General features: G+C 39.7%; 21 protein-coding genes. 2 read left to right on the top strand and 19 right to left on the bottom strand.

Translation table 11 applies throughout. The features are described 5' to 3' along the window. Positions 1-59: 59 nt before the first annotated feature. The 11 genes from GMD3S_RS0200105 to GMD3S_RS0200055 all read right to left on the bottom strand — a co-directional run bounded on the left by GMD3S_RS0200105 (position 60) and on the right by GMD3S_RS0200055 (position 7,594). The gene (locus GMD3S_RS0200105) at positions 60-677 is read right to left on the bottom strand and encodes a TIGR01906 family membrane protein (protein WP_000850605.1); all 618 of its coding nucleotides are present in this window, start codon (positions 675-677) and stop codon (positions 60-62) included. Continuing rightward, the gene (locus tag GMD3S_RS0200100) at positions 667-1,440 is read right to left on the bottom strand and encodes a TIGR01457 family HAD-type hydrolase (protein WP_000323533.1); all 774 of its coding nucleotides are present in this window, start codon (positions 1,438-1,440) and stop codon (positions 667-669) included. Before GMD3S_RS0200100 ends, GMD3S_RS0200105 begins: the two co-directional genes overlap by 11 nt. A gap of 10 nt (positions 1,441-1,450) precedes the next feature. Further along, positions 1,451-2,188 carry an acyl-[acyl-carrier-protein] thioesterase gene (locus GMD3S_RS0200095; RefSeq protein WP_000524799.1) on the bottom strand — a complete coding sequence of 246 codons (738 nt, stop codon included), beginning with the start codon at positions 2,186-2,188 and terminating at the stop codon, positions 1,451-1,453. Between the two features lie 4 nt (positions 2,189-2,192). Beyond that, positions 2,193-3,323, bottom strand: coding sequence for a radical SAM family heme chaperone HemW (gene hemW, locus GMD3S_RS0200090; protein ID WP_001170102.1), 1,131 nt, complete (start codon positions 3,321-3,323; stop codon positions 2,193-2,195). A 72-nt stretch (positions 3,324-3,395) separates the two neighbouring features. After that, the gene (locus GMD3S_RS0200085; protein ID WP_000517402.1) at positions 3,396-3,794 is read right to left on the bottom strand and encodes a YtxH domain-containing protein; all 399 of its coding nucleotides are present in this window, start codon (positions 3,792-3,794) and stop codon (positions 3,396-3,398) included. A gap of 15 nt (positions 3,795-3,809) precedes the next feature. Beyond that, on the bottom strand, positions 3,810-4,193 hold the full coding sequence (locus tag GMD3S_RS0200080) for a DUF948 domain-containing protein (protein ID WP_000895030.1): 384 nt from the start codon (positions 4,191-4,193) through the stop codon (positions 3,810-3,812). Beyond that, complete coding sequence (gene lgt, locus GMD3S_RS0200075) at positions 4,194-4,982, bottom strand: prolipoprotein diacylglyceryl transferase (protein WP_000609711.1); 789 nt, start codon at positions 4,980-4,982, stop codon at positions 4,194-4,196. Next, positions 4,975-5,910, bottom strand: coding sequence for an HPr(Ser) kinase/phosphatase (gene hprK, locus GMD3S_RS0200070; protein WP_000115190.1), 936 nt, complete (start codon positions 5,908-5,910; stop codon positions 4,975-4,977). Before hprK ends, lgt begins: the two co-directional genes overlap by 8 nt. 130 nt (positions 5,911-6,040) lie before the next feature. Then, on the bottom strand, positions 6,041-6,217 hold the full coding sequence (gene rpsU / locus GMD3S_RS0200065; RefSeq protein ID WP_000048054.1) for a 30S ribosomal protein S21: 177 nt from the start codon (positions 6,215-6,217) through the stop codon (positions 6,041-6,043). 79 nt (positions 6,218-6,296) lie between these two features. Continuing rightward, complete coding sequence (locus GMD3S_RS0200060) at positions 6,297-6,812, bottom strand: hypothetical protein (RefSeq protein ID WP_001030875.1); 516 nt, start codon at positions 6,810-6,812, stop codon at positions 6,297-6,299. A gap of 74 nt (positions 6,813-6,886) precedes the next feature. Further along, positions 6,887-7,594 (bottom strand): glucosamine-6-phosphate deaminase, encoded by a 708-nt coding sequence (locus GMD3S_RS0200055; protein WP_000864609.1) that lies wholly within the window; start codon positions 7,592-7,594, stop codon positions 6,887-6,889. Between the two features lie 147 nt (positions 7,595-7,741). On the opposite strand from GMD3S_RS0200055, the gene queA reads away from it, so the two are divergent. Further along, positions 7,742-8,770 carry a tRNA preQ1(34) S-adenosylmethionine ribosyltransferase-isomerase QueA gene (queA, locus tag GMD3S_RS0200050; RefSeq protein WP_001090143.1) on the top strand — a complete coding sequence of 343 codons (1,029 nt, stop codon included), beginning with the start codon at positions 7,742-7,744 and terminating at the stop codon, positions 8,768-8,770. A 39-nt stretch (positions 8,771-8,809) separates the two neighbouring features. Here the strand turns inward: queA and GMD3S_RS0200045 are convergent, their stop codons facing one another. Genes GMD3S_RS0200045 through GMD3S_RS0200025 form a run of 5 tightly spaced genes read right to left on the bottom strand, consistent with a single transcriptional unit; the run spans position 8,810 to position 13,510 of the window. Then, positions 8,810-9,670, bottom strand: a complete 861-nt coding sequence (locus GMD3S_RS0200045) for a YihY/virulence factor BrkB family protein (protein ID WP_000759516.1) — start codon at positions 9,668-9,670, stop codon at positions 8,810-8,812. Between the two features lie 29 nt (positions 9,671-9,699). Then, positions 9,700-11,754, bottom strand: a complete 2,055-nt coding sequence (locus tag GMD3S_RS0200040) for a cation:proton antiporter (RefSeq protein ID WP_000421607.1) — start codon at positions 11,752-11,754, stop codon at positions 9,700-9,702. A gap of 11 nt (positions 11,755-11,765) precedes the next feature. Further along, positions 11,766-12,020 (bottom strand): hypothetical protein, encoded by a 255-nt coding sequence (locus GMD3S_RS0200035; RefSeq protein WP_000361094.1) that lies wholly within the window; start codon positions 12,018-12,020, stop codon positions 11,766-11,768. Continuing rightward, positions 12,013-12,570 carry a tRNA (mnm(5)s(2)U34)-methyltransferase gene (locus tag GMD3S_RS0200030; RefSeq protein WP_000828422.1) on the bottom strand — a complete coding sequence of 186 codons (558 nt, stop codon included), beginning with the start codon at positions 12,568-12,570 and terminating at the stop codon, positions 12,013-12,015. The genes GMD3S_RS0200035 and GMD3S_RS0200030 overlap by 8 nt, the downstream gene beginning before the upstream one ends. Next, positions 12,554-13,510 (bottom strand): TIGR01212 family radical SAM protein, encoded by a 957-nt coding sequence (locus GMD3S_RS0200025; RefSeq protein ID WP_000867027.1) that lies wholly within the window; start codon positions 13,508-13,510, stop codon positions 12,554-12,556. The genes GMD3S_RS0200030 and GMD3S_RS0200025 overlap by 17 nt, the downstream gene beginning before the upstream one ends. 91 nt (positions 13,511-13,601) lie before the next feature. Between GMD3S_RS0200025 and GMD3S_RS0200020 the strand changes: the two genes are divergently transcribed. After that, the gene (locus GMD3S_RS0200020) at positions 13,602-13,961 is read left to right on the top strand and encodes a DUF3397 domain-containing protein (RefSeq protein WP_008281343.1); all 360 of its coding nucleotides are present in this window, start codon (positions 13,602-13,604) and stop codon (positions 13,959-13,961) included. 81 nt (positions 13,962-14,042) lie between these two features. Here GMD3S_RS0200020 and GMD3S_RS0200015 read toward each other — a convergent pair whose 3' ends face one another. The 3 genes from GMD3S_RS0200015 to GMD3S_RS0200005 form a co-directional block, all read right to left on the bottom strand. Continuing rightward, entirely contained in the window at positions 14,043-14,783 is a 741-nt protein-coding gene (locus GMD3S_RS0200015) for a class I SAM-dependent methyltransferase (protein WP_000573482.1), read from the bottom strand. A 207-nt stretch (positions 14,784-14,990) separates the two neighbouring features. Beyond that, on the bottom strand, positions 14,991-18,629 hold the full coding sequence (locus tag GMD3S_RS0200010; protein ID WP_000791206.1) for a Cna B-type domain-containing protein: 3,639 nt from the start codon (positions 18,627-18,629) through the stop codon (positions 14,991-14,993). 593 nt (positions 18,630-19,222) lie between these two features. Further along, on the bottom strand, positions 19,223-19,815 hold a 593-nt coding region (locus tag GMD3S_RS0200005), incomplete at its 5' end, for a prealbumin-like fold domain-containing protein (protein ID WP_000485949.1).

Here is a 19,815-nt window from a genome sequence, read left to right as displayed (position 1 = left end):
ATAAATAGGGAGTCGAGCAACTTCTCTCGTTTTTTATTAAAAATACAGAATTTTTTCCACTATTTCCTTGAAGCTTTAGCAAGAAGGAAACCAAACATTCCTTCATACAAAGCAAAGAAAAGTAAAAAGGCATGGAGAAAGAAAGTCTCTGGCAAAATCCAAATAACGGGATCCTTTGCTGGATCAAAAAGCCAGGTATCATCTCCCACAAAGAGAATCTGATGGAAAAGAGTAAAGAATTGCTCAAAACCAATTAACACTCCTACAAGGCCAATGACTAGAGGCAATAGCACTAAAGTCAGAATACTTTTACGATATAGAGGTAGAAATCCTTTTTTCACAATCTTTCTAACAAAGAAATAGAAACTTGGAAGTGTCACCAAAGTGACTAGCTGAACCAAGTGGAAGAGATTTTTCACCACCGCAAAATGGTGTAAACCTGCAGCTGATGAACGAAAATCTGGCATCTCTAAGACCTGACTAAAGGGATTGGTCAGGTAATTCATTAAGATATGAAAATTGTACTGAATGGTTTCGGGCTTTAGATAGACTCGATTCGCTAAGTTCAGCCACTCAATTTCCAAAGGATAGAAAATCCATGCCAGATAAATGGTCAGTAGGATAGAAAGGGAGAGGAAAAAGAGCATACTTCCCCAAAAGGTCAGTTTAGTTTTCATCAAAATTCCACTCCGCAAGGCTAGAAACTACATGAGTTGGTGCGATTGGCAGATCTGCTACTTCTTCTGCCTTGGTAAAACCTGTCGTCACCAAGAGAGTTGGAATGCCATTGTCAATTCCTGCTCGGATATCTGTCAGGTAGTTATCCCCAACCATGAGCAACTCTTCTCTTTTCAAGCCTAAGTGCTCAACTGCCTTATCCATAATGATAGCATTTGGTTTTCCGATATAAACTGGTTTTACCCGTGTAGCGACTTCAAGAAGTGTAATTAGTGAACCAGCACCAGGCAAGAGACCACGTTCCGTCGGGATATTGAGGTCAGGATTGGTTCCGATAAAGTGAGCCCCCTTTTGAATGGCTAGAGTCGCCGTCGCAAATTTTTCATAGTCGACTTGCCAGTCCAGTCCAACTACCACATAGGCAGGATTTTCCTTGTCTTCCGCATAACCTGCCGCCTGGATAGCATCCTTGAGCCCTGCTTCACCAATGACATAGACTGTCTTTTCCAGTCCCAAGTCGTTCATATAGTCGATGGTTGCCAAAGTCGCTGTGTAGACAGTTGATAGAGGTGTATTAATGTTAAAATTCTGAGCCAACATCTCTTGAACACTCTCAGGAGTACGAGTTGTATTATTGGTCACAAAGAGGTAGGGAATTTCTCTTTTTTGTAACTCATGGACAAAAGCCTCACCCGCGGGAATTCGGTCTTTCCCCTTGTAAATGGTTCCGTCTAAATCAATTAAATAACCTTTATAAGCCATATCGTCCTTTCTAATTGCCTTCAATTTCTTGCCACGTAATCATAGCTTGAGCATTGATCTCCCCATCACTGATAATCTCATGCTTGCTTTCTAGTCCCTTGAGTTCATAAGCTGAAGCAATCATTCCACCTGGTCGCACTTCTTTGACATATCTGAGATTGATTTTCTTTGGAATATACTTGGTCAAAAAATCTGCTCCCATAACCTCAAAAATCCAATCCAAGTATTTACTGTTATTAACATGACCATTCATATCCAAGTCGTAAAAACGAACATGGTAGTCTTTACTGAACGGGTTTTCTAGATTTGCATACTTTGGCCCACGGATCAGTTTTTTATCAAACTCAGACTGATAAGGAGCAACAATCTCCGGTTCGACAGCATGGACTTTACGACTGTCTCTGTCCATAAGAACAAAGGTTGCTACCATGCGAATGATTTCTTGACCTGCTTCATCATAGATAGTGAAACGGCGGTAGCAAAAAAGACGATTGTAAGTCAACGCTTCTGTTTCAATCGTAATCTCCTCAGCAAAGCGAGGCAAGCGTACCACGTCAATCGCATAGTCTGTAATAATCCAGACCAGATTGTAGCGTTCTAACACATCCTTGTCGCTAACTCCCAGCTCAATCGATTGCATACCTGATACTTGCAAGGACAGCAAAATCACATCTGGAAGTTTAATATGACCGTTCATGTCCGCCATATCAAAAGGAATTTTCATTTTCATTTGATAAGTTAAGCCCATTGTTCTACTCCAAAATAAATCGTTCTGCTACAGTGTCTCCCAAGAAGAGACCCCTCTTTGTCATTCGGACACGATCACCGTCGATCTGCATAAGTCCTTGTTGAACCAAGTCTCTGATGATTTCGCCATAAAGTCCATCAAAGGATCGTCCGAATTTCTCCTCAAATCGCGCCATAGAAACCCCAGATTTTTTCCGGAGGCCTAGGAACATTTCTTCTTCCATCTGCTCCTTTTGAGTCAGGTGTTCTTCTGTTATCCGAGCATCTCCTGTCTCTACTGCATTGAGATAGTGGCGGATAGGACCGTGGTTTTTATAACGAATTCCGTCCACATAACCTGAAGCACCCGCACCGATACCATAATACTCGGCATTATCCCAGTACATGAGATTGTGGCGACTTTCAAAGCCAGGCTTGGAGAAATTCGAAATCTCATAATGCTCAAAACCAGCTCGCTCCAGTTCTGCGATGATGTACTCAAACATCTCCGCTTCCAGTTCCTCCTTGGGCAGGGGCAATTTCCCACGTCGCATGCGGTTCATAAAGACCGTATGGTTTTCCAAAATCAAGCTATAAAGGCTCATATGAGGAATATCAAGCGAGATAGCCTTAGCTACATTGTCCTTGACCTGAGCCATAGTTTGACCAGGTAGAGCGTAGATTAGATCGATGGAGATATTGTCAAAGCCAGCCAGTTTGAGGCGGTCGATATTTTCATAAATATCCTTCTCCAAATGACTGCGCCCAATCTTTTTCAGCATTTTGTTATCAAAGGTTTGCACGCCTAGTGAAACACGATTGACTGGCGACTGTTTCAAAACTGCAATCTTATCTGCGTCCAAATCGCCTGGATTGGCCTCAATGGTCAACTCTTCTAAGGCTGACAAGTCTAGATTTTTAGTCAAACCATCCAGTAGCACTTCTAATTGCGGAGCTGACAAAGCTGTTGGCGTCCCACCTCCAATGTAGAGAGTTCGCAACTTTTGGATATCATAAGAACGAAACTCCTCTAGTAGATGCTTCAAGTAACTATCTACTGGTTGATTTTTAATAAAAACTTTTGAAAAGTCACAATAATAACAAATCTGTGTGCAAAAGGGAATATGCACATAGGCTGACGTTGGTTTTTTCTGCATAGTATTTATTATACCACAAAGACTGGTTTCCAGATAAAAATCACCATCTCCAGAACCAGAGATGGTGATGTTTTATTCTTCTGTAATATCAATAATAATCTCTTCTTCGTCTTCTACGATATCTGGAGTTGTTGACTGTTCTTGCCACTGCTCCTTGAGATTGTTAAAGGTTTCCTTTGACGCTTCTGTCGCTTGTCGAGCACAGCTTTTAGCTTGGTCAAGGACACTATCAAAAGTGATTTCACCAGATTCTACTTGTTCCTTTGTTTTCAGCACAAAATCCGTTGCCTGTTCCTTCACTTCTGTCAATTTCTCACAGACTTGCTCTCTAGCATATTCTGGATCTTCTCTCAAATCATCTAGAAAATCCTGAGCTTGACTACAAACTTGCTTACCCTTGTCACTCGTCAAAAACAAAGCAAGAGCTACACCTGAAACAGTTCCTAAAAGGATAGAGGATAGTTTTCCCATAAGATTTCTCCTTTTTTATTTTTTGAAAAATTTACTTGCGACACGAAGAGCGGACAAGCCTGCACCTGTTTTAATGGTCTTTGAACCAGCTGATGAAGCTTTCTTGCTCAAGACACGCGCTTGACTATTGAGGTCAGATACTGACTCAGATAAGTCCGCCACCGCCGTAAAGAGTGGGTCGATCGTCGCAACTTTGATATTGATATCGTCTGCTAACACATTGACCTTAGCCAACAATTCATTGGTCTGATGCAAGGTAACGTTCACATCTGAGCTCAACGTTTTGATGGTTTTCTCTGTCTCATCAATCATACGACCTGCTTTTTGAATCGTAATTGTCAAATAGACTAAACAGACAATCAAAGCAATCGCAACAAGAATATATGCAACTTCTAACATTTATTTTTCCTCCTCATTATGATAGAAAGGGGCTTTCTTTCGATTTTGATAAAGTATGATAAAAATACCGAGTCCGATAAGGACAACTGATAACCATTGGGAAACTCGCAGGCCAAAGAACATGAGGCTGTCTGTCCGCATACCTTCGATGATCATACGTCCAAAGCCATACCAAATCAAGTAGAAAGCAGTGATATGACCACGTCTGATTCCCTTTAATTTTCGTCTAAAAATCAAGATCAAAGCAAAACCGATCAGATTCCAAACCGACTCATATAAGAAGGTTGGTTGACGATAGCTCCCCTCAATGTACATCTGGTCACGGATAAAGCCTGGCAAATAATCCAAACTATCTACTGCTGCACCGTAGGCTTCTTGGTTAAAGAAGTTTCCCCAACGCCCTAAACTCTGGGCAACCATGACGCTCGGTGCTGCAATATCTAAGAAATCCCAAGTATTAATCAGCTTTCTATCTGCAAAGATATAAAGAACAATAGCGCCCGCTATCAAACCTCCGTAAATGGCCAAACCACCATTCCAGATGGCGATGATTTCACCTGGATTTTGCAGATAATAATCTAAGCGAAAGAGTACGTAGTATAGTCTAGCACCTAAAATAGCTACCGGAAAAGCAATCAGGATAAAATCTAAAATATCATCTGACAGAATTTTCTTTTTAGGAGCTTCTTTCATAGCAAGATAGACTGCCAGAACCAAACCAGCTACAATACACAAAGCATACCAACGAATAGCAAAGGGACCAATTTCAAATGCGACTGGATTAATCATGTTTCACCTCATTTTGAGCGATTAGATTTGTCAAGCGTTCTTCAAATAAACGTGTCGCATCAAAGCCCATTTCTTTGGCACGGTAGTTCATGGCAGCCGCCTCAATAACAACGGAGATATTTCGTCCTGTTTTTACTGGAATGCGGATACGTGGAATCGTTACACCAGAAACTTCTAGTTCTTCAGCATTGTTTCCTAGACGGTCAAAGGTCTTATGCGTATCGTAATTTTCTAGATAAACCGCTAACTGAACTTGTGAAGAATCTTTTACAGCACTTGCACCATAGAGACTCATGATATCGATAATCCCAACGCCACGAATCTCAAGTAAATGCTTCAAGATTTCAGCAGGTTCGCCCCAAAGAGTCATCTCATCCTTAGAATAAATATCTACACGATCGTCTGCTACTAGACGGTGTCCACGCTTCACAAGCTCAAGACCTGTCTCGCTCTTACCGATACCACTATCCCCTTGGATCAAGACACCCATGCCATAGATATCCATCAAGACACCATGCACACTGGTACGTTTAGCCAAACGGGAATCAAGGTAGCTAGAAAGTTCTCCAGATAAACGACTGGTTGCTGTTCGACTGGTTAAAATCGCAATCTTGCATTCTCTAGCAGCCCTCAACATTTCCTCTGGCACTACCAGACCACGAGCCACGATAACCGCAGGTGTTTCAGGTAGAAACATTTTCTTCAAAACTTGATAACGGTTCTGGGCAGGCATGGCAACTAAATAGGACCACTCCTTCATCCCTAAAAGCTGAATCCGTTCTGGTGTATAGTAATCAAAATAGCCCGTCATTTCAAGACCAGGTCTCATAATGTCTGCAGTATTGATTTCTTTTTCAAGTAATTCGCCTTCACCATAGACAATATCTAGTCTGAGTTTTTCAATGACATCTCTTACTAAAACCGACATAATTTCCTCCTTCAATCGAGTTCTCCCTACTATTATATCAGATTGTAGGTGGAAGTTTCCTTTTTTTGCAGGATTTACAGTATTTATTTAAAAATAAAAAGACTAGATTTCTCTAGCCTTTCATTTCAAATTAGAATTTTTTACGTTTACGAGCTGCTTCTGATTTACGTTTACGTTTTACAGAAGGTTTTTCATAGAATTCACGTTTGCGTGTTTCTTGAAGAGTACCAGCTTTAGTAACCGCACGTTTAAAACGACGAAGTGCATCGTCAAGAGATTCATTCTTACGTACTACTGTTTTAGACATTTTTTTCACTCCCTTCAAGTTCAAGATCTATTCTATTTTACACGCAAAATGAATAAATGTCAAGAGAAAACTAAGTTTTTTATTTTTCATAATGACTAATAATATAGTCCACCATCTCCTCCATCTCTGCTTCAGATAAAGGTAGTTCCCAGTTTGTTGTTTCCATTTTAAGAAAGGCATCACTGACCTCAGATTTATTATCTGGCAACAAAATGTTGCCGTCTTTTTCAAACATAATACCTATCCGATCATATAAGACATGAAGATTATTAGTTTTATTTTTATTTTTATTTGGATCAATATCAAAAGACTGTAAAGAGATTAATATATCATTTCCTTTATAAGACAAATCAATCCACATATGATTTGATAAATCATATGGTCTAGATAATCTACTACCCGAGGTGTACTTTTTATTCCCCATACCTCCTGAATATTGATTTCTTGTGTTATATGGTTTATCTTTTGACTTAGTAAAAAGAGAATTCCCTTCCTTATCTTTCTTCTTTGTAATGAATTTTATTATTTTTTTTCTCTCTTCCGTTCTAGCGCTCTTATATGCTTCTTTTACTTTTAGAAATTCTTCTTTATTCATGTTATCCTCCTAACGTCATGTTGCAGTTTTATATGTCTAAAAACACTCACTCCAATGAGCAAGTGATTCTGAATTTATTTTTCAAGTAAGCTTAGCGCTTCTGCATCTGCGATAATCGTCACGTCAGGGTGGTTTTGTAGACTACTTGCTGGTAGACTCTCAGTCACTGGTCCAGACACTGTTCCGGCAATAGCTTCTGCTTTTGATTCACCGTAAGCAAAGAGAATAATTGACTTGGCATCCAAGATGTTTTTAATCCCCATTGAGATAGCTTGGGTTGGAACGTCTTCAATCTTGTCAAAGAAGCGAGCATTGGCTTCGATAGTAGACTGGTCAAGTTCTACTAGATGCGTTTGACTGTCAAATGGAGTACCAGGCTCGTTAAAGCCGATATGTCCATTGCGACCAATTCCCAAGATTTGTAAATCAACAGGATGGTCAGCCAAAATTTGATTATAGCGTTCTACTTCTTCTTCAGCATTGTCCTTAACCCCACGAGGCAAGAAGCTTTCTTTAAATGGTTTTTGGTTGAACAAGTTTTCCTGCATGAAGTAACGATAAGATTGTGGATTGTCCCCATCAAGCCCTACATACTCATCAAGGTTCACACTGGTTAGATTTGAAAAATCAAGGTCACTCTCAACGATTTCCTTGTAAAATTCAAGTGGACTGCTTCCTGTCGCAAGTCCTAATGTTTGAGCACCATTGGCCAATTTTTCCTTCAAAATCTCAAAAGCTACTTTTCCACCCTCGACTTGATTCTCAACTTTTATAACTTTCATTTTATATCCTCCATGTTTCTATATTCATTATATGGTATAGACCAATTTTTGTCAAGTGAAAACGATTTAATTTCTAAAAAAAGAGCGTCTAAACTTGAAACATGTTATAATGGATAGGATTAGAACTTAGAAAGAATGATGAAAAAAATGAATACAGCTGATTTTGATTTCCACTTACCTGAGGAATTGATTGCCCAAACACCACTTGAAAAACGTGATGCGTCTAAACTCCTTATCGTTAATCGTGAAACGGGAGAAATGCAGGATAAACACTTCCACTCCATTATCGACATGCTGGAACCTGGTGATGCCCTTGTCATGAACGACACTCGCGTTCTCCCTGCCCGCCTCTATGGTCAAAAAGAGGAGACCGGAGGTCATGTGGAGCTTCTCCTGCTCAAAAATACTAGTGGTGATGAGTGGGAAGTCCTCGCTAAACCAGCCAAACGCCTCAAGGTCGGTACTCGCGTCAGCTTTGGAGATGGTCGCCTCAGCGCTGTCGTTACGGAAGAATTGACCCACGGGGGCCGCATTGTCCGCTTTGAATACCAAGGAATTTTCCTAGAAGTCTTGGAAAGTCTGGGTGAAATGCCACTGCCACCTTATATCCATGAAAAATTGGATGACCGTGAACGTTATCAAACGGTCTACGCTAAAGAGAGTGGCTCTGCTGCAGCACCGACTGCTGGATTGCACTTCACCAAAGAACTGCTAGCAGAAATCCAAGCCAAAGGTGTTCATCTGGTCTATCTCACTCTTCACGTCGGACTCGGAACCTTTAGACCTGTCTCTGTTGACAATCTGGACGAACATGAAATGCACTCAGAGTTCTACCAACTTTCTGATGAAGCAGCTGCCACCCTTCGTTCTGTTAAGGAAAATGGAGGTCGTGTCATCGCTGTCGGAACCACTTCGATTCGCACACTGGAAACCATCGGTTCCAAGTTTAATGGGCAAATCCAGGCTGATTCTGGCTGGACCAATATCTTTATCAAACCAGGCTATGACTGGAAGGTTGTAGATGCTTTTTCAACCAACTTCCACCTACCCAAGTCAACACTTGTTATGCTAGTTTCTGCCTTTGCAGGTCGTGACTTAGTCCTAGATGCCTATCACCATGCCATCCAAGAACACTACCGCTTCTTCAGTTTTGGAGATGCCATGTTTATCTATTAAGAAAATCCCTATTAGGAAACCTAATAGGGATTTTTCTAATTATTCCATACTAAACTCTGGATCTTTCAAACTCTGAACACTGGCATTGATAACTGCTCCGATAATCAAAATCTTTGCAATAAGAATAAACCAGAACATCATGACTACCACGATAATGGAACTGAAAAATCGAACGTCAACCAGATGATTGACATAACTATTGACGTAGACAGAAAAGATATTCAATAAAAAGATAAGAGTTAGCAAGACAAAGACACTTCCTGGTAAAACATAGCGGATTCGTGGTGCTTTTACTTTTGGAAGGAAGTAATAAATCATAACCAGAATGGCAAAGATCAAGGCATAGACCAGAGGGCCTGTAAAATCTTGCAGGTAGGAAAATAGCGGACTGTCTGATTGCCAGTAAGTTTTGAGGAGGTTGAGCAACATACGACCAAACATACTCAAAAATAAGGCAAAGGCAAAAAGGATCTGCAAGCCAAAACTAACAAGTAGACTCATCAACTGATGGGAGATAATGCCTCGACTCTTGGTCACCCCATAGGCTTTGTTAAAGGCTTTTTGGAGGAAATCCATTGATTTCGAAAAGGTCCAGAGTGCAGATAAAACGGCAAAACTCAGCAAACCAGTTGATGGTTGAGTCAGAACTTCTCGGACAATCTTGGCAACCACATCATACACCGTATCAGGCAAGAATTCCTTGATCGTCAGTAAGAAATTTGAGACTGGAATCTGAAAATAAGGCAAAATATTGACCATTATCATTAGCAAAGGAAAGATTGAAATCAACCAATAGTAGGCAACCGCAACACTGGTCAACTCACTATCAGATGCTTGATAATAATGCAAAAAAGCTTTCAATAAGGGCCTGTCCATCAGCTCTTTCCACCACTTTTTCATGTTCCATCCTCCGTCATTTTCTTCATCATCTAAGTTCTTCTGATTAAATCTAGCATATCATAAGGTAAAGTATTTGCTGCTTCTTTCAGAGAATAATTTTCTAAATTATTCACATTTTGTCGTAGTTTTTTGGCATACTTGGCTGTTATCAGTTTAGCTTCTTCGTATTCAAAGATTGCCTTACGTTCGAGATAGTAACCTCGTAGCATTTCATCGATATTGTTTGGTTTGATGCGATTGATAACCCGCTCAACAAAGGCACCACTTCCGATAATGGCCGTCTCGCGTAGACGAGATTCTTGCATAAAACTAATCAGAGAACTCTTGTAAACCCCCTTGAGGTTTTCCAAACTCTCGATAATCAGCTCTGTATTTTCCAAATACAACTCTGAAATCTGATCATAGTCAACTGCTAGTAGTTTACGAGATTCTTCATTCATCCAACTACGGAAAGTTTTGCCAAAGGTAAACATTTCATGGAGTAGAAAGCGCAGTATCCGTAAAGAAACTAGGAAGTAATAAGTCACTCTAGAAGCGAAATTCCGATTGATACTCTGCTCCATGTTTTTTAGGTAACGTTGGTAAACTCGATAGCCACGCTCGCTGATTCTATTTTCTTCGTAGGCTTGCTCCAAACCGTCACTCTCAATACTCAAGATAAGAAGTTTGAGGGACTCCCAGTCCTCTTGGACTCTCTTATTTTCCAGACTAAGGATAAGGTTTTCAATCCGACCATGATAATTATCAATAGCTGCATAAAGAGGAAGTTTGTTCTTGTGATGGTCTAGCTCTTTTTCTAATTCTGCAGCCACATCATTCAAAATCGCAATATGCATCAAATGATCCTTGCTTTCCTCTTGTTCTTCAGATAAGTGAGGGAGAACCAGTAAACCTGTTAAAAAGCTCAACAGTGTAACGCCTGCTACAAGGAAGAGTAACAGAGGATATTCCTGCTCCAAATGACTTGGTATGAGGAGAATGGTCGCGATAGATACTGTCCCTTTGACACCAGAGAAGGTCAAAAGAAGCATATCTTTCATGTACTTATGAATTTTTTTCTTAAGTCGACGCGTCCTCACAAAGTAAAAACCAGCAATCATGACAAAGCGGATCGCAAAAAGCAAGAAGGTCAGAACGACAACTGAAATCAGTAAAAGAAGGGGATTGTAGAGAGAATTAGACAAAATCGGTTCTGCTATCAACTCTAACTCCATTCCCAAGAGAACAAAGACTGATCCATTTAGCATAAAGGTCACGGTGTGCCAGACGGTCTCCGTCACGGTGTCTACCTGAGCCTCAAGGAGCGTAATTTTCTTAAAGCGACTGGCCTTCAAAATACCTGCAACCACTACTGCGATAATCCCTGAAACATGAAACTCTTCTGCGATGAAAAAGGTCATGAGTGGCAAACTTAGCTCTAGCAATAGTTCACTGGCTATATCTATCGCTCGTACACTCAGCAAAAAACTATGCAAGAAACGATTGACCATAGCCGTCACAAAACCGACTACAAAACCACCAAGGATAGAAAGTGCTAGGGAAGTTCCAGCTTGGCTTAGAGAAAACGTTCCTGTTGTCCAAGCAGCCAGAGCCATCTGAAAGGCAACCAAACCAGAAGCGTCATTTAAGAGCCCTTCCCCTTTTAGAATATTAGAAACCCGTTTAGGAAAACGAAAACGTTCAGAAAGAGATGCGAAGGCAACCAAATCTGTTGGCCCAAGTGCCGCTCCAACTGCTAAACAGGCCGCCAAAGGAAGGGTAATCCAAAGGAAGTGAGCCATGCCCCCCAAGCTTAAAGTCGAGATAAAAATCACAGGAAAAATCAGAAAAACGACAATCCGCCAGTGCTTCAAAATGGACGTAATATCCGCTTCTTCTGCCTCCCGGAAAAGTAAGGGACCAATAACCATGGCCAGAAACAGCTCTGTATTGAGATGAAAGTCCGCATCAGGAACAAATAAGCCAATCCCAATCCCCAAAAGAATTTGTACAAGAGGAAGGGGCAAAAAAGGGAGAAGTTTATTAGTCGTGGTTGAAATGATTAAGACAAATAAAAATAGAATCAAGTAAATGAGTAATTCCACACAATTCCTCCTTAATCTTTTTTACAACAAGATTCAAAAATCTCCTTTTGCTCTTGGATTTTCTGATCAATCTTAGAACAGTCTTTGTGCTCAATTTTTTTCTGGCATCGTTCCATTTCAAGAGCCACTAATTTTTTCTTGATTTTAAGCATTTTCTTGCTCATATGTGCTTCGTCGAGCACCCCGACTGCTCGCTCGTGATGCGTTGACTCGACAAAATTTTGGCGCATTGCCTCAAGCTTCTCACGAAGGTATTGTTTATCCATGTCTATACCTTTCTAATTTTTCAATCATAACTAAAAACGGTGGATTGTTAACTTGGTTGAGAGTCCGATAAATGGCAGCTGTATACTCTTGTTGGTTCAACTGGCTAACAAAATCCAATACAGCATCCCTCTCAGTATCTCCTCCTTCATGACCATAGTAGATCATGATAGCAATCCGTCCCCCCTTGATAAGCAAGTAACACAGCTTTTCTAAGGCTTCAATAGTAGTCTGAGGTTGGGTGATGACGGATTTGTCAGCAGAAGGCAGATAACCCAGATTAAAAATCCCTGCCTTAGCTTCTGTCACAAACTGGTCTAGTGTCTCATGACCTTGCAAGATTAACTGGGCATTTGTCATACCTGCCTGATCCAAACGCTCTTGGGTTTTCTCCAAAGCCTGCTCCTGGATATCAAAGGCATAGACTTGCTTGGCTAGCTTGGCTAGAAAAAGGGTATCATGCCCATTACCCATGGTCGCATCCACAACAATATCCTCTTTTGTCACAACCTCAGCCAAAAAATCATGTGCCATCTCAAGTGGTCTTTTCATTTTTAAACTCCTGTTTTACAGCCTTGCATCCTTGCACACTTCCACGACGGCGCATCTCAGTTTCAATAGCATTTAGCACTTCCCATTTATTGAGGCTCCACATAGGGCCAATCAGCATATCTCTCGGTGCATCTCCTGTAATTCGATGGATGACGATATGCTTGGGAATGATTTCCAACTGGTCACAAATGACCTTGACATACTCGTCCTGACTCATCAGTTGCAAACGTCCTTCGTGGTAATCTCGCTGCATCCGTGTATTGGTCATGAGGTGAAGCAAGTGCAGCTTAATACCTTGAATATCATTATCCGTAACACAGCGACGGACATTTTCGACCATCATCTCATGAGTCTCACCGGGCAAACCATTAATCAGATGGGAAACAATCTCAATCTTGGGATACTTTCTCAAACGCTTGACCGTTTCCACGTACAATTCATAGGAATGAGCCCGGTTAATCAAGTCAGAGGTTGCTTCAAAAGTAGTCTGCAAGCCCAATTCTACAGTCACATGCATACGTTCCGATAACTCAGCCAAATATTCGATGGTTTCATCGGGTAAACAGTCTGGTCGTGTTCCGATATTAATCCCTACTACACCTGGCTCATTGATAGCCTGCTCATATCGCTCCCGAATCACTTCCACCTTTTCATGGGTGTTGGTAAAATTTTGAAAATAAACCAAGTACTTCTGAACATCTGGCCATTTGCGGTGCATAAAGTCAATTTCCTTATAAAATTGCTCACGGATAGGGGCATCCGGTGCCACGATGGCATCTCCAGAACCTGAAACCGTACAAAAAGTACAACCACCATGAGCTACAGTTCCATCACGATTTGGACAGTCAAATCCCGCATCAATAGGAACTTTGAAAGTCTTTTCTCCAAAAAGTTTTCGATAATAATCATTCAAGGTATTATAAGATTTCATAACTTTCATTATAACAAAAAACACCTACAATCTCAAAAGCCTGACTTTCCTACAAATTCCCTTGTTTCTCATTTCCTTTAGCGTTTTTTTATGATACAATATGGGTATGATTTTAATGAAAATAGCATCTATTTTATTATTGATATTAACCTTGGTGGTTTGCTTTATTGTCACCAAGCTTTTCGGACTCAGAAAAATAGGATTTAATTTCGCGGATCTAGCTTTTCCACTTTTGGTATTTGAGTACTATCTGATTACTGCTAAAGCCTTTACCCACAACTTTCTACCGCGACTTGGTGTCGCACTTTCTCTCCTAGCAATCCTCCTTGTAATCTTTTTCCTTGTCAAAAAACGAAGTTTTTATTACCCTAAATTCATCAAATTCTTCTGGAGAGCCGGTTTTCTCCTTACCTTAATCATCTACATAGCTATGATTGTCGAATTGATGATGCTCCCATAAAAAACATTCCCTCAGACAGCTGTCTAAGGGAATATTTTTATCTTCATAACTTGTTTTCTAAGCTCTACCAAGATACTTTTTTTATTTCCTAAATGTCAAGGCGTAGAATTTGCCATCCCAAAGAAATTTCATTTCCTTTTCCTTAACTTCGCTTGGAACAGCATTCTCAATTTCACTCAAATCAACAGTAGCGTCTTTAAAATAATCCTTACTAAAATGATTTTTCTTATATTGCTGATCCACATAGTCAGCCGTCTCATCTGCGATTAAAATTTTGGTTCCTGGCTTCGCCACTCGTAGCATTTCCTGCATAGCCTTGGCCTTATCATTGAAAAAATTGATTCCGCCAATATGGTAGACAATGTCAAAACTATTATCCGCAAAGGGTAGATCCTCCGCGCAAGCATGGAAAAGTTGCAAATTGGTCTTTTTAGCGCAAGATCTCTGGCATTTTTTTAGCATACTGATAGAAATATCTACCCCTACAAAGTCTAAACTTTTCAGGTCAATTGTCTCAGGAATATAACGGAGGTCTTGACCAGTCCCGATAGAGACATAAAGAACAGATAAATTATCTTTCCATTCTATTTCCTCCATCAGATCCCTTCTCAACTTATCAATTGCCTTGCCATGGAGAAGTGGTCCTATCCATTTCTCACTCATATCGTACCAGCGAGCCATACGGTTATACATGATCATGTATTTAGCATTATCTCCAGATAGATAATCTGGATTAAGGGACAGATAGATACCGCCATCTTTTTGAAAATTTTCTACCTCTAAACCTGACTTCAATTTATCTTGTAATCTTGTTTCAATCATATGCAACATCTCCTTTTTTATTTGTCACCTATTATAGTGGAATTCATCGCAAAAACAATAGCTTTTTAGTAAGTGGCAACTATCCACTTGTATCTGGTAGTAGAACCAGGGTCAGTTACAAAAAAAACAAGTGCCAATTTCCATTGACACTTGTTTCCACTTTTAAACTGTCTTGCAAAATTTCGTGAAAGATACCGTTTAAAAAACTTAATCTTCTTTTTTGCGTCTTGCCAAAAATCCTGTTCCCAATCCAAGAAGGGCGATTCCAGCTACTAGATCCACTTGGTTAGACTCGCTTCCTGTATTAGGCAATTCCCCACCTTTTTTAGGCTTACCTGGTTCATTTGGTTTGCCAGGTGTTGTTTTTTCAGGAGTGTGCGTATTTGTAATGTTGTAACCTTCTACTGAAGCTGTATAACCATCTGGAACATTCACTTCTTCAACAGTGTAGGCAATCTCCTTACCTTCTTGATAACGATCAAGACCTGTAAACTCATAAGTCCAGCCACTTGTTTCTGACACTGTAGCTGTCTGACCAGTTTCCTTACCATCTGCAAGAAGTTTCACAGTGACAGAAGATGGACGGATACCGTCTTTGTTATCTTCATCTTTCCAAATCTTCTTACCTTTTACAGATGTTTTCTCTGGTGTGTGGGTGTTGGTCACATTCATACCAGTTTCAGTAGCTGTGTAACCTGTAGGAACACCAACTTCTTTGACTGTGTACTCGATTGCTTTACCATTTTGGTAACGATCCAGTTCAGTGAATTCATACTTCCAACCTGTTTCAGCTGTTGCGATTGCTGTCTTGCCAGTTTCTTTACCATTGGCAAGAAGAGCGACAGTGACAGATGCTGGACGGATATGATCTTGGTCGTTATTATCAATCCAGGTCTTTTGTCCACTTACAGCAATTTTTTCTGGAGTATGTTCGTTGGTAATGGTGTACTTGCCATCCTTGTCTGTAGTGATGGTTGCTTTGTATTCTGTCATAGCAGTTTCTTTGACAGTGTACTTGATTTCCTTACCATTCTCATACTTAGGAAGTTTTTTAGATTCGAACTTCCAGCCAGTTTTTTCTGAAACTTCAATTTCTTGAACAACCTTGTCGCCGTTAAGAATTTGAACTTTCACAGATGTTGTACGTTTACCGTCTTGGTTGTTGTTATCTTTCCACACCTTAGTTCCTGAAAGAACAATTGTTTCTGGGTTATAGGTGTTTGTCACTACTTGACCAGTCACAGAGGCTTCGTAACCAGCTGGTACATCCACTTCCTTGATAGAATAGGTGATTTCTTTTCCAGCTTCGTATTGTGGAAGATTGGTGAAGGATGCTACCCAAGTGTTATCATCAGTCTTTTCCTTAGCTGTTAAGGTCAATTTCTTACCTTCAACGGCTACTGGATCAGCATTTCCTACTTTTTTATAAAGTTGAACCGTTACGGACTCAGGACGCTTGCCGTCTTGGTTGTTCGCATCGTTCCATACTTTTGTTACCTTGTAGTCAATTTCTTTAGGAGCATATTTGTTTGTGATGGTAAAGTCTGTAATAGTCGCTTCGTATTCTGCTACGGCTTCTTCTGTTACAGTGTATTTAATTTCTTTACCAGCTTTATATTTTGCTAATTTTTCGAATGTAGCAGTCCAAGTTCCGTCTGCGGCTGCTTGAACCTCTTTCGATGCTACTTTCTCACCGTCTGCTAAAAGATTGATTGTAATCTTAGTCGGACGTTTGCCGTCTTGGTTATTAGCGTCATCCCAGTTCTTAGTTGCTTTTACATCAACTGTTTCTGGTGAATAGCTATTTGTGATGGTGAATCCTGATGCAGCATCACCAGTAATTTCAGAAGTATAACCAGCAACAGTTACTTCTACTACAGTGTACTGAATAGGTGTTCCGCCTTTATCAGCATCAAGGTTTGTGAAGCTTCCAGTCCAACCGTTTGCGGCATTGAGCTCAAGTGTCTTACCAGTATCTTGACCATCCGCAAGCAATTTAACTGTGACAGAAGTTGGACGTTTACCGTCTTGGTTGTTCTCGTCCTTCCATACTTTCTTCACAGGAACTTCCGTTTTTGCTGGAGTGTAAGTATTCTCAAAAGCTTTTTCATCATCGTAAGAAACAGTTGCTTCAAGTGCACCTTTGCCCTTATCTACTACAGTAACTGTAGCCGTGATAGTTTTAGTGTCGTACTTGATGCTTGTATCACTGCCAGCTTTTTCAGCAATTTTAAAGGTATAAGTCCCTGCTTTGTCGAATTCCAATTCTGAGAAAGCAATGTTTCCGTCTTTGTCATTCTTCACAGTTTCTTTCACCTTACCATCTTGGTCTGTTAAAGTGAATTCAAACTCTTCAGCCTTCAACTCACGACCCGTAAGTTTTTTATTAGCCTTAATCTTAACTTTAGCTTTGCTACGTTTATTTGTAACTGTTTTGATAGCTCCATCTTGTCCAACAGTCATCTCAAATGGAGTAGGATTCAACTCATATCCCTCAGGAGCCTCAATCTCGGTTACCGTAAAGTTCCCTTTCTTGATATCACTCTCTGAGTAAATAGATGACTCAGCAATTCCGTCATCATTTGTCGTTACAATTTCCTCTTTAGCCGTAGCTCCTGCTGGAGGAGTAATCTTGAATTTTGCTCCTTTTAGACGGTCATGAGTCAGCTCGTCCACCTTGTAAAGAATGATACGGTAACCTGTTTCTAACTGAATTGTACCGCCAGAAGCAACGACTGAGTTTCCGATTTGCTTAACGACTGTCTTATTACTATAGTCGTCATATGTTAGAATCTGGTCATCACCCTTCATTTCAGCATTGTTTTGGACTTGCGTGCCATCAGCTGGAGCACTTGTTTTATAATTAATTCGAAATGCTGCTGGTTTCCCGTTCTTCGCAAGAATTGAAGATGCATTGTTAATTGTTAAGGTAAATTCTGTGTAAGAATCATTCCATTTTACTTGGTAATCCTTACCAGCTTCTAAAACCACTTCATCTTTCAGATAATAATACTGATCATACCAACCTGCTGTGACGCTAAATGTTTCAGGAATCATCTGCATTGGTGAAGCATTTGGATCTACCCAGTCATGAATTTCAATTTTATTATAGGCTGCTTGTTTCGGATTAACACGAACATACCAGCTGTGTAAGTATTTTCCACTCTTATTTAGAGCCTTTGATGTCCAATCCTCTTTGTAAATCAAACCATGATATTTATTGAAATTAGCTCGACCGATTCCTTCAGAATAATCAGCCGTACCACCTTTTTTAACCTTGATTTGATGGGTGATTTCATTTATGGTTTCCGTTTTATCAAAACGGAGCGTTTCATTGCTTAATTCATTTTTAGAACTAAAACCAACAAAGAAATTTCCTTTAACGTTTTGGACTTGATAGCCACCTTTTTTCTCAAGATAGGTTTTCAGATTTTTTAATGTAATAGTTGCCTTACCACCATTATTATCCCCGTTTGATACAATTTGAGTTTCCCCGATAACGAGATCTGTTTCCTTATCTTTTAAATCAAAAGTTTCATTTCTAACAGTTAAAGGGCTCGGAACAGTAAAGGTAAAGGTATCACCGTCCTCTAATTTACCATCATAGGCACTCAAATCGTAATCAACAGTGAATTTATAATTTGAGTAGTTATGATGTTCAGGAGAAAGTGTATAAACACCATTCGCATCTGGTTTTATAAACTTACCATTATCAACCTCCCAAATTCCAATATTACTGATAACGTTCTTCAGTTCCTTTGCTTGAACTGAATTTGGAGCAAAGATCATCCCTAGCAAACAGGCCAGAGAAGTTAGGATGGGTAACCAAAATTTCTTGTTCTTCATAATCTTCCTTTCTAAATTACCGAAAACATTAAAACGACAAACTATGATTATAAAACCTCAACACTCATCTCCTTTCGAATTCGTTGAAATCCATGAGGGTTATTGAATAAGTTACATCATATTAACATATATCATAACTATATATAAGTGCAATATTTATCATATTTGTTCTATTTTTAATATAGAAACCTCCTTTAGTTTCATTATAAAACAAAATTAACTTTTTTTGTAATATTATGAGGTTATTGCCTTTTGAAAATATTGACACAGTGTAAAATTACTGCCATAAAAACTAATTCTTTCATCAGACTGAAGTTTCTTTAAGTTTAGTATACACATACGAACAACTTCTCTTTTAAACAAACAGAAAGGAACAATGCACAAAACATTCCATTTATTTATAAGTTTGATACACCTTAATAATTATCCAAACTATTTTATATAAGTAAAACTCAGAAGAAATCTAGCAATAGTCATACACCATACTGATAAATAGTTTAATTTAGCATATTTCATTATTCTGAATCATAGAAAAAAGACCAGGGGGTTATCCCTGATCTTTCTTTACTGTACTTATTGGCTACTAAATGAGATTAGTCTTCTTTTCTTCGTTTAGTTGCTACAAGACCTGCACCTAAAGCTAGAAGAGCTAAACCTGCTGCTAATGCAACTTGTCCAGATTCACTTCCAGTGTTTGGTAGGTTAGGATTTTCTGGTTCAGTTTGGTCCGTTACTACTAACTTACCATCCTTAAACTCAACCTGATTTCCACTAGCATTTACCACTGTTACAGTTCCGTCGTAGTTAACTTGGAATGTAATATCTGTTACTGCTAAGTATCCAGTTGGAGCGGCCTCTTCATGGAAAGTATATACTCCCGGAGTCAAATCAAGTACATGTGATTGATTTGCTTTTGAAGTCCATTCAGCCACAGGACTACCTGCAACTTTTTCTCCACGGAAAATTTGGATTTTTGCGCCCGCGATTTCTTCACCTGCAAGATTTACCTTGCTGAAGGTAATCTTACGTGGAAGTTCATCGTCTTTGTCGGTTACAGTTACAGTTGAGCCGTTGGTAACGACTTTGTTTTCTTCACCCTTAGAGTCTTTCTCACCAACATTTGTCACTTCCACTGTGCCGTCATGTTTGACTTGGAAAGTGATGTCCGTTACTTTGAGGTAACCAG

The sequence above is a fragment of the Streptococcus sp. GMD3S genome (genome assembly GCF_000298695.2).
GTDB lineage: Bacteria > Bacillota > Bacilli > Lactobacillales > Streptococcaceae > Streptococcus.
Note: the sequence above shows the minus strand (reverse complement) of the source record. Positions and strands in the feature narration are given on the sequence as shown.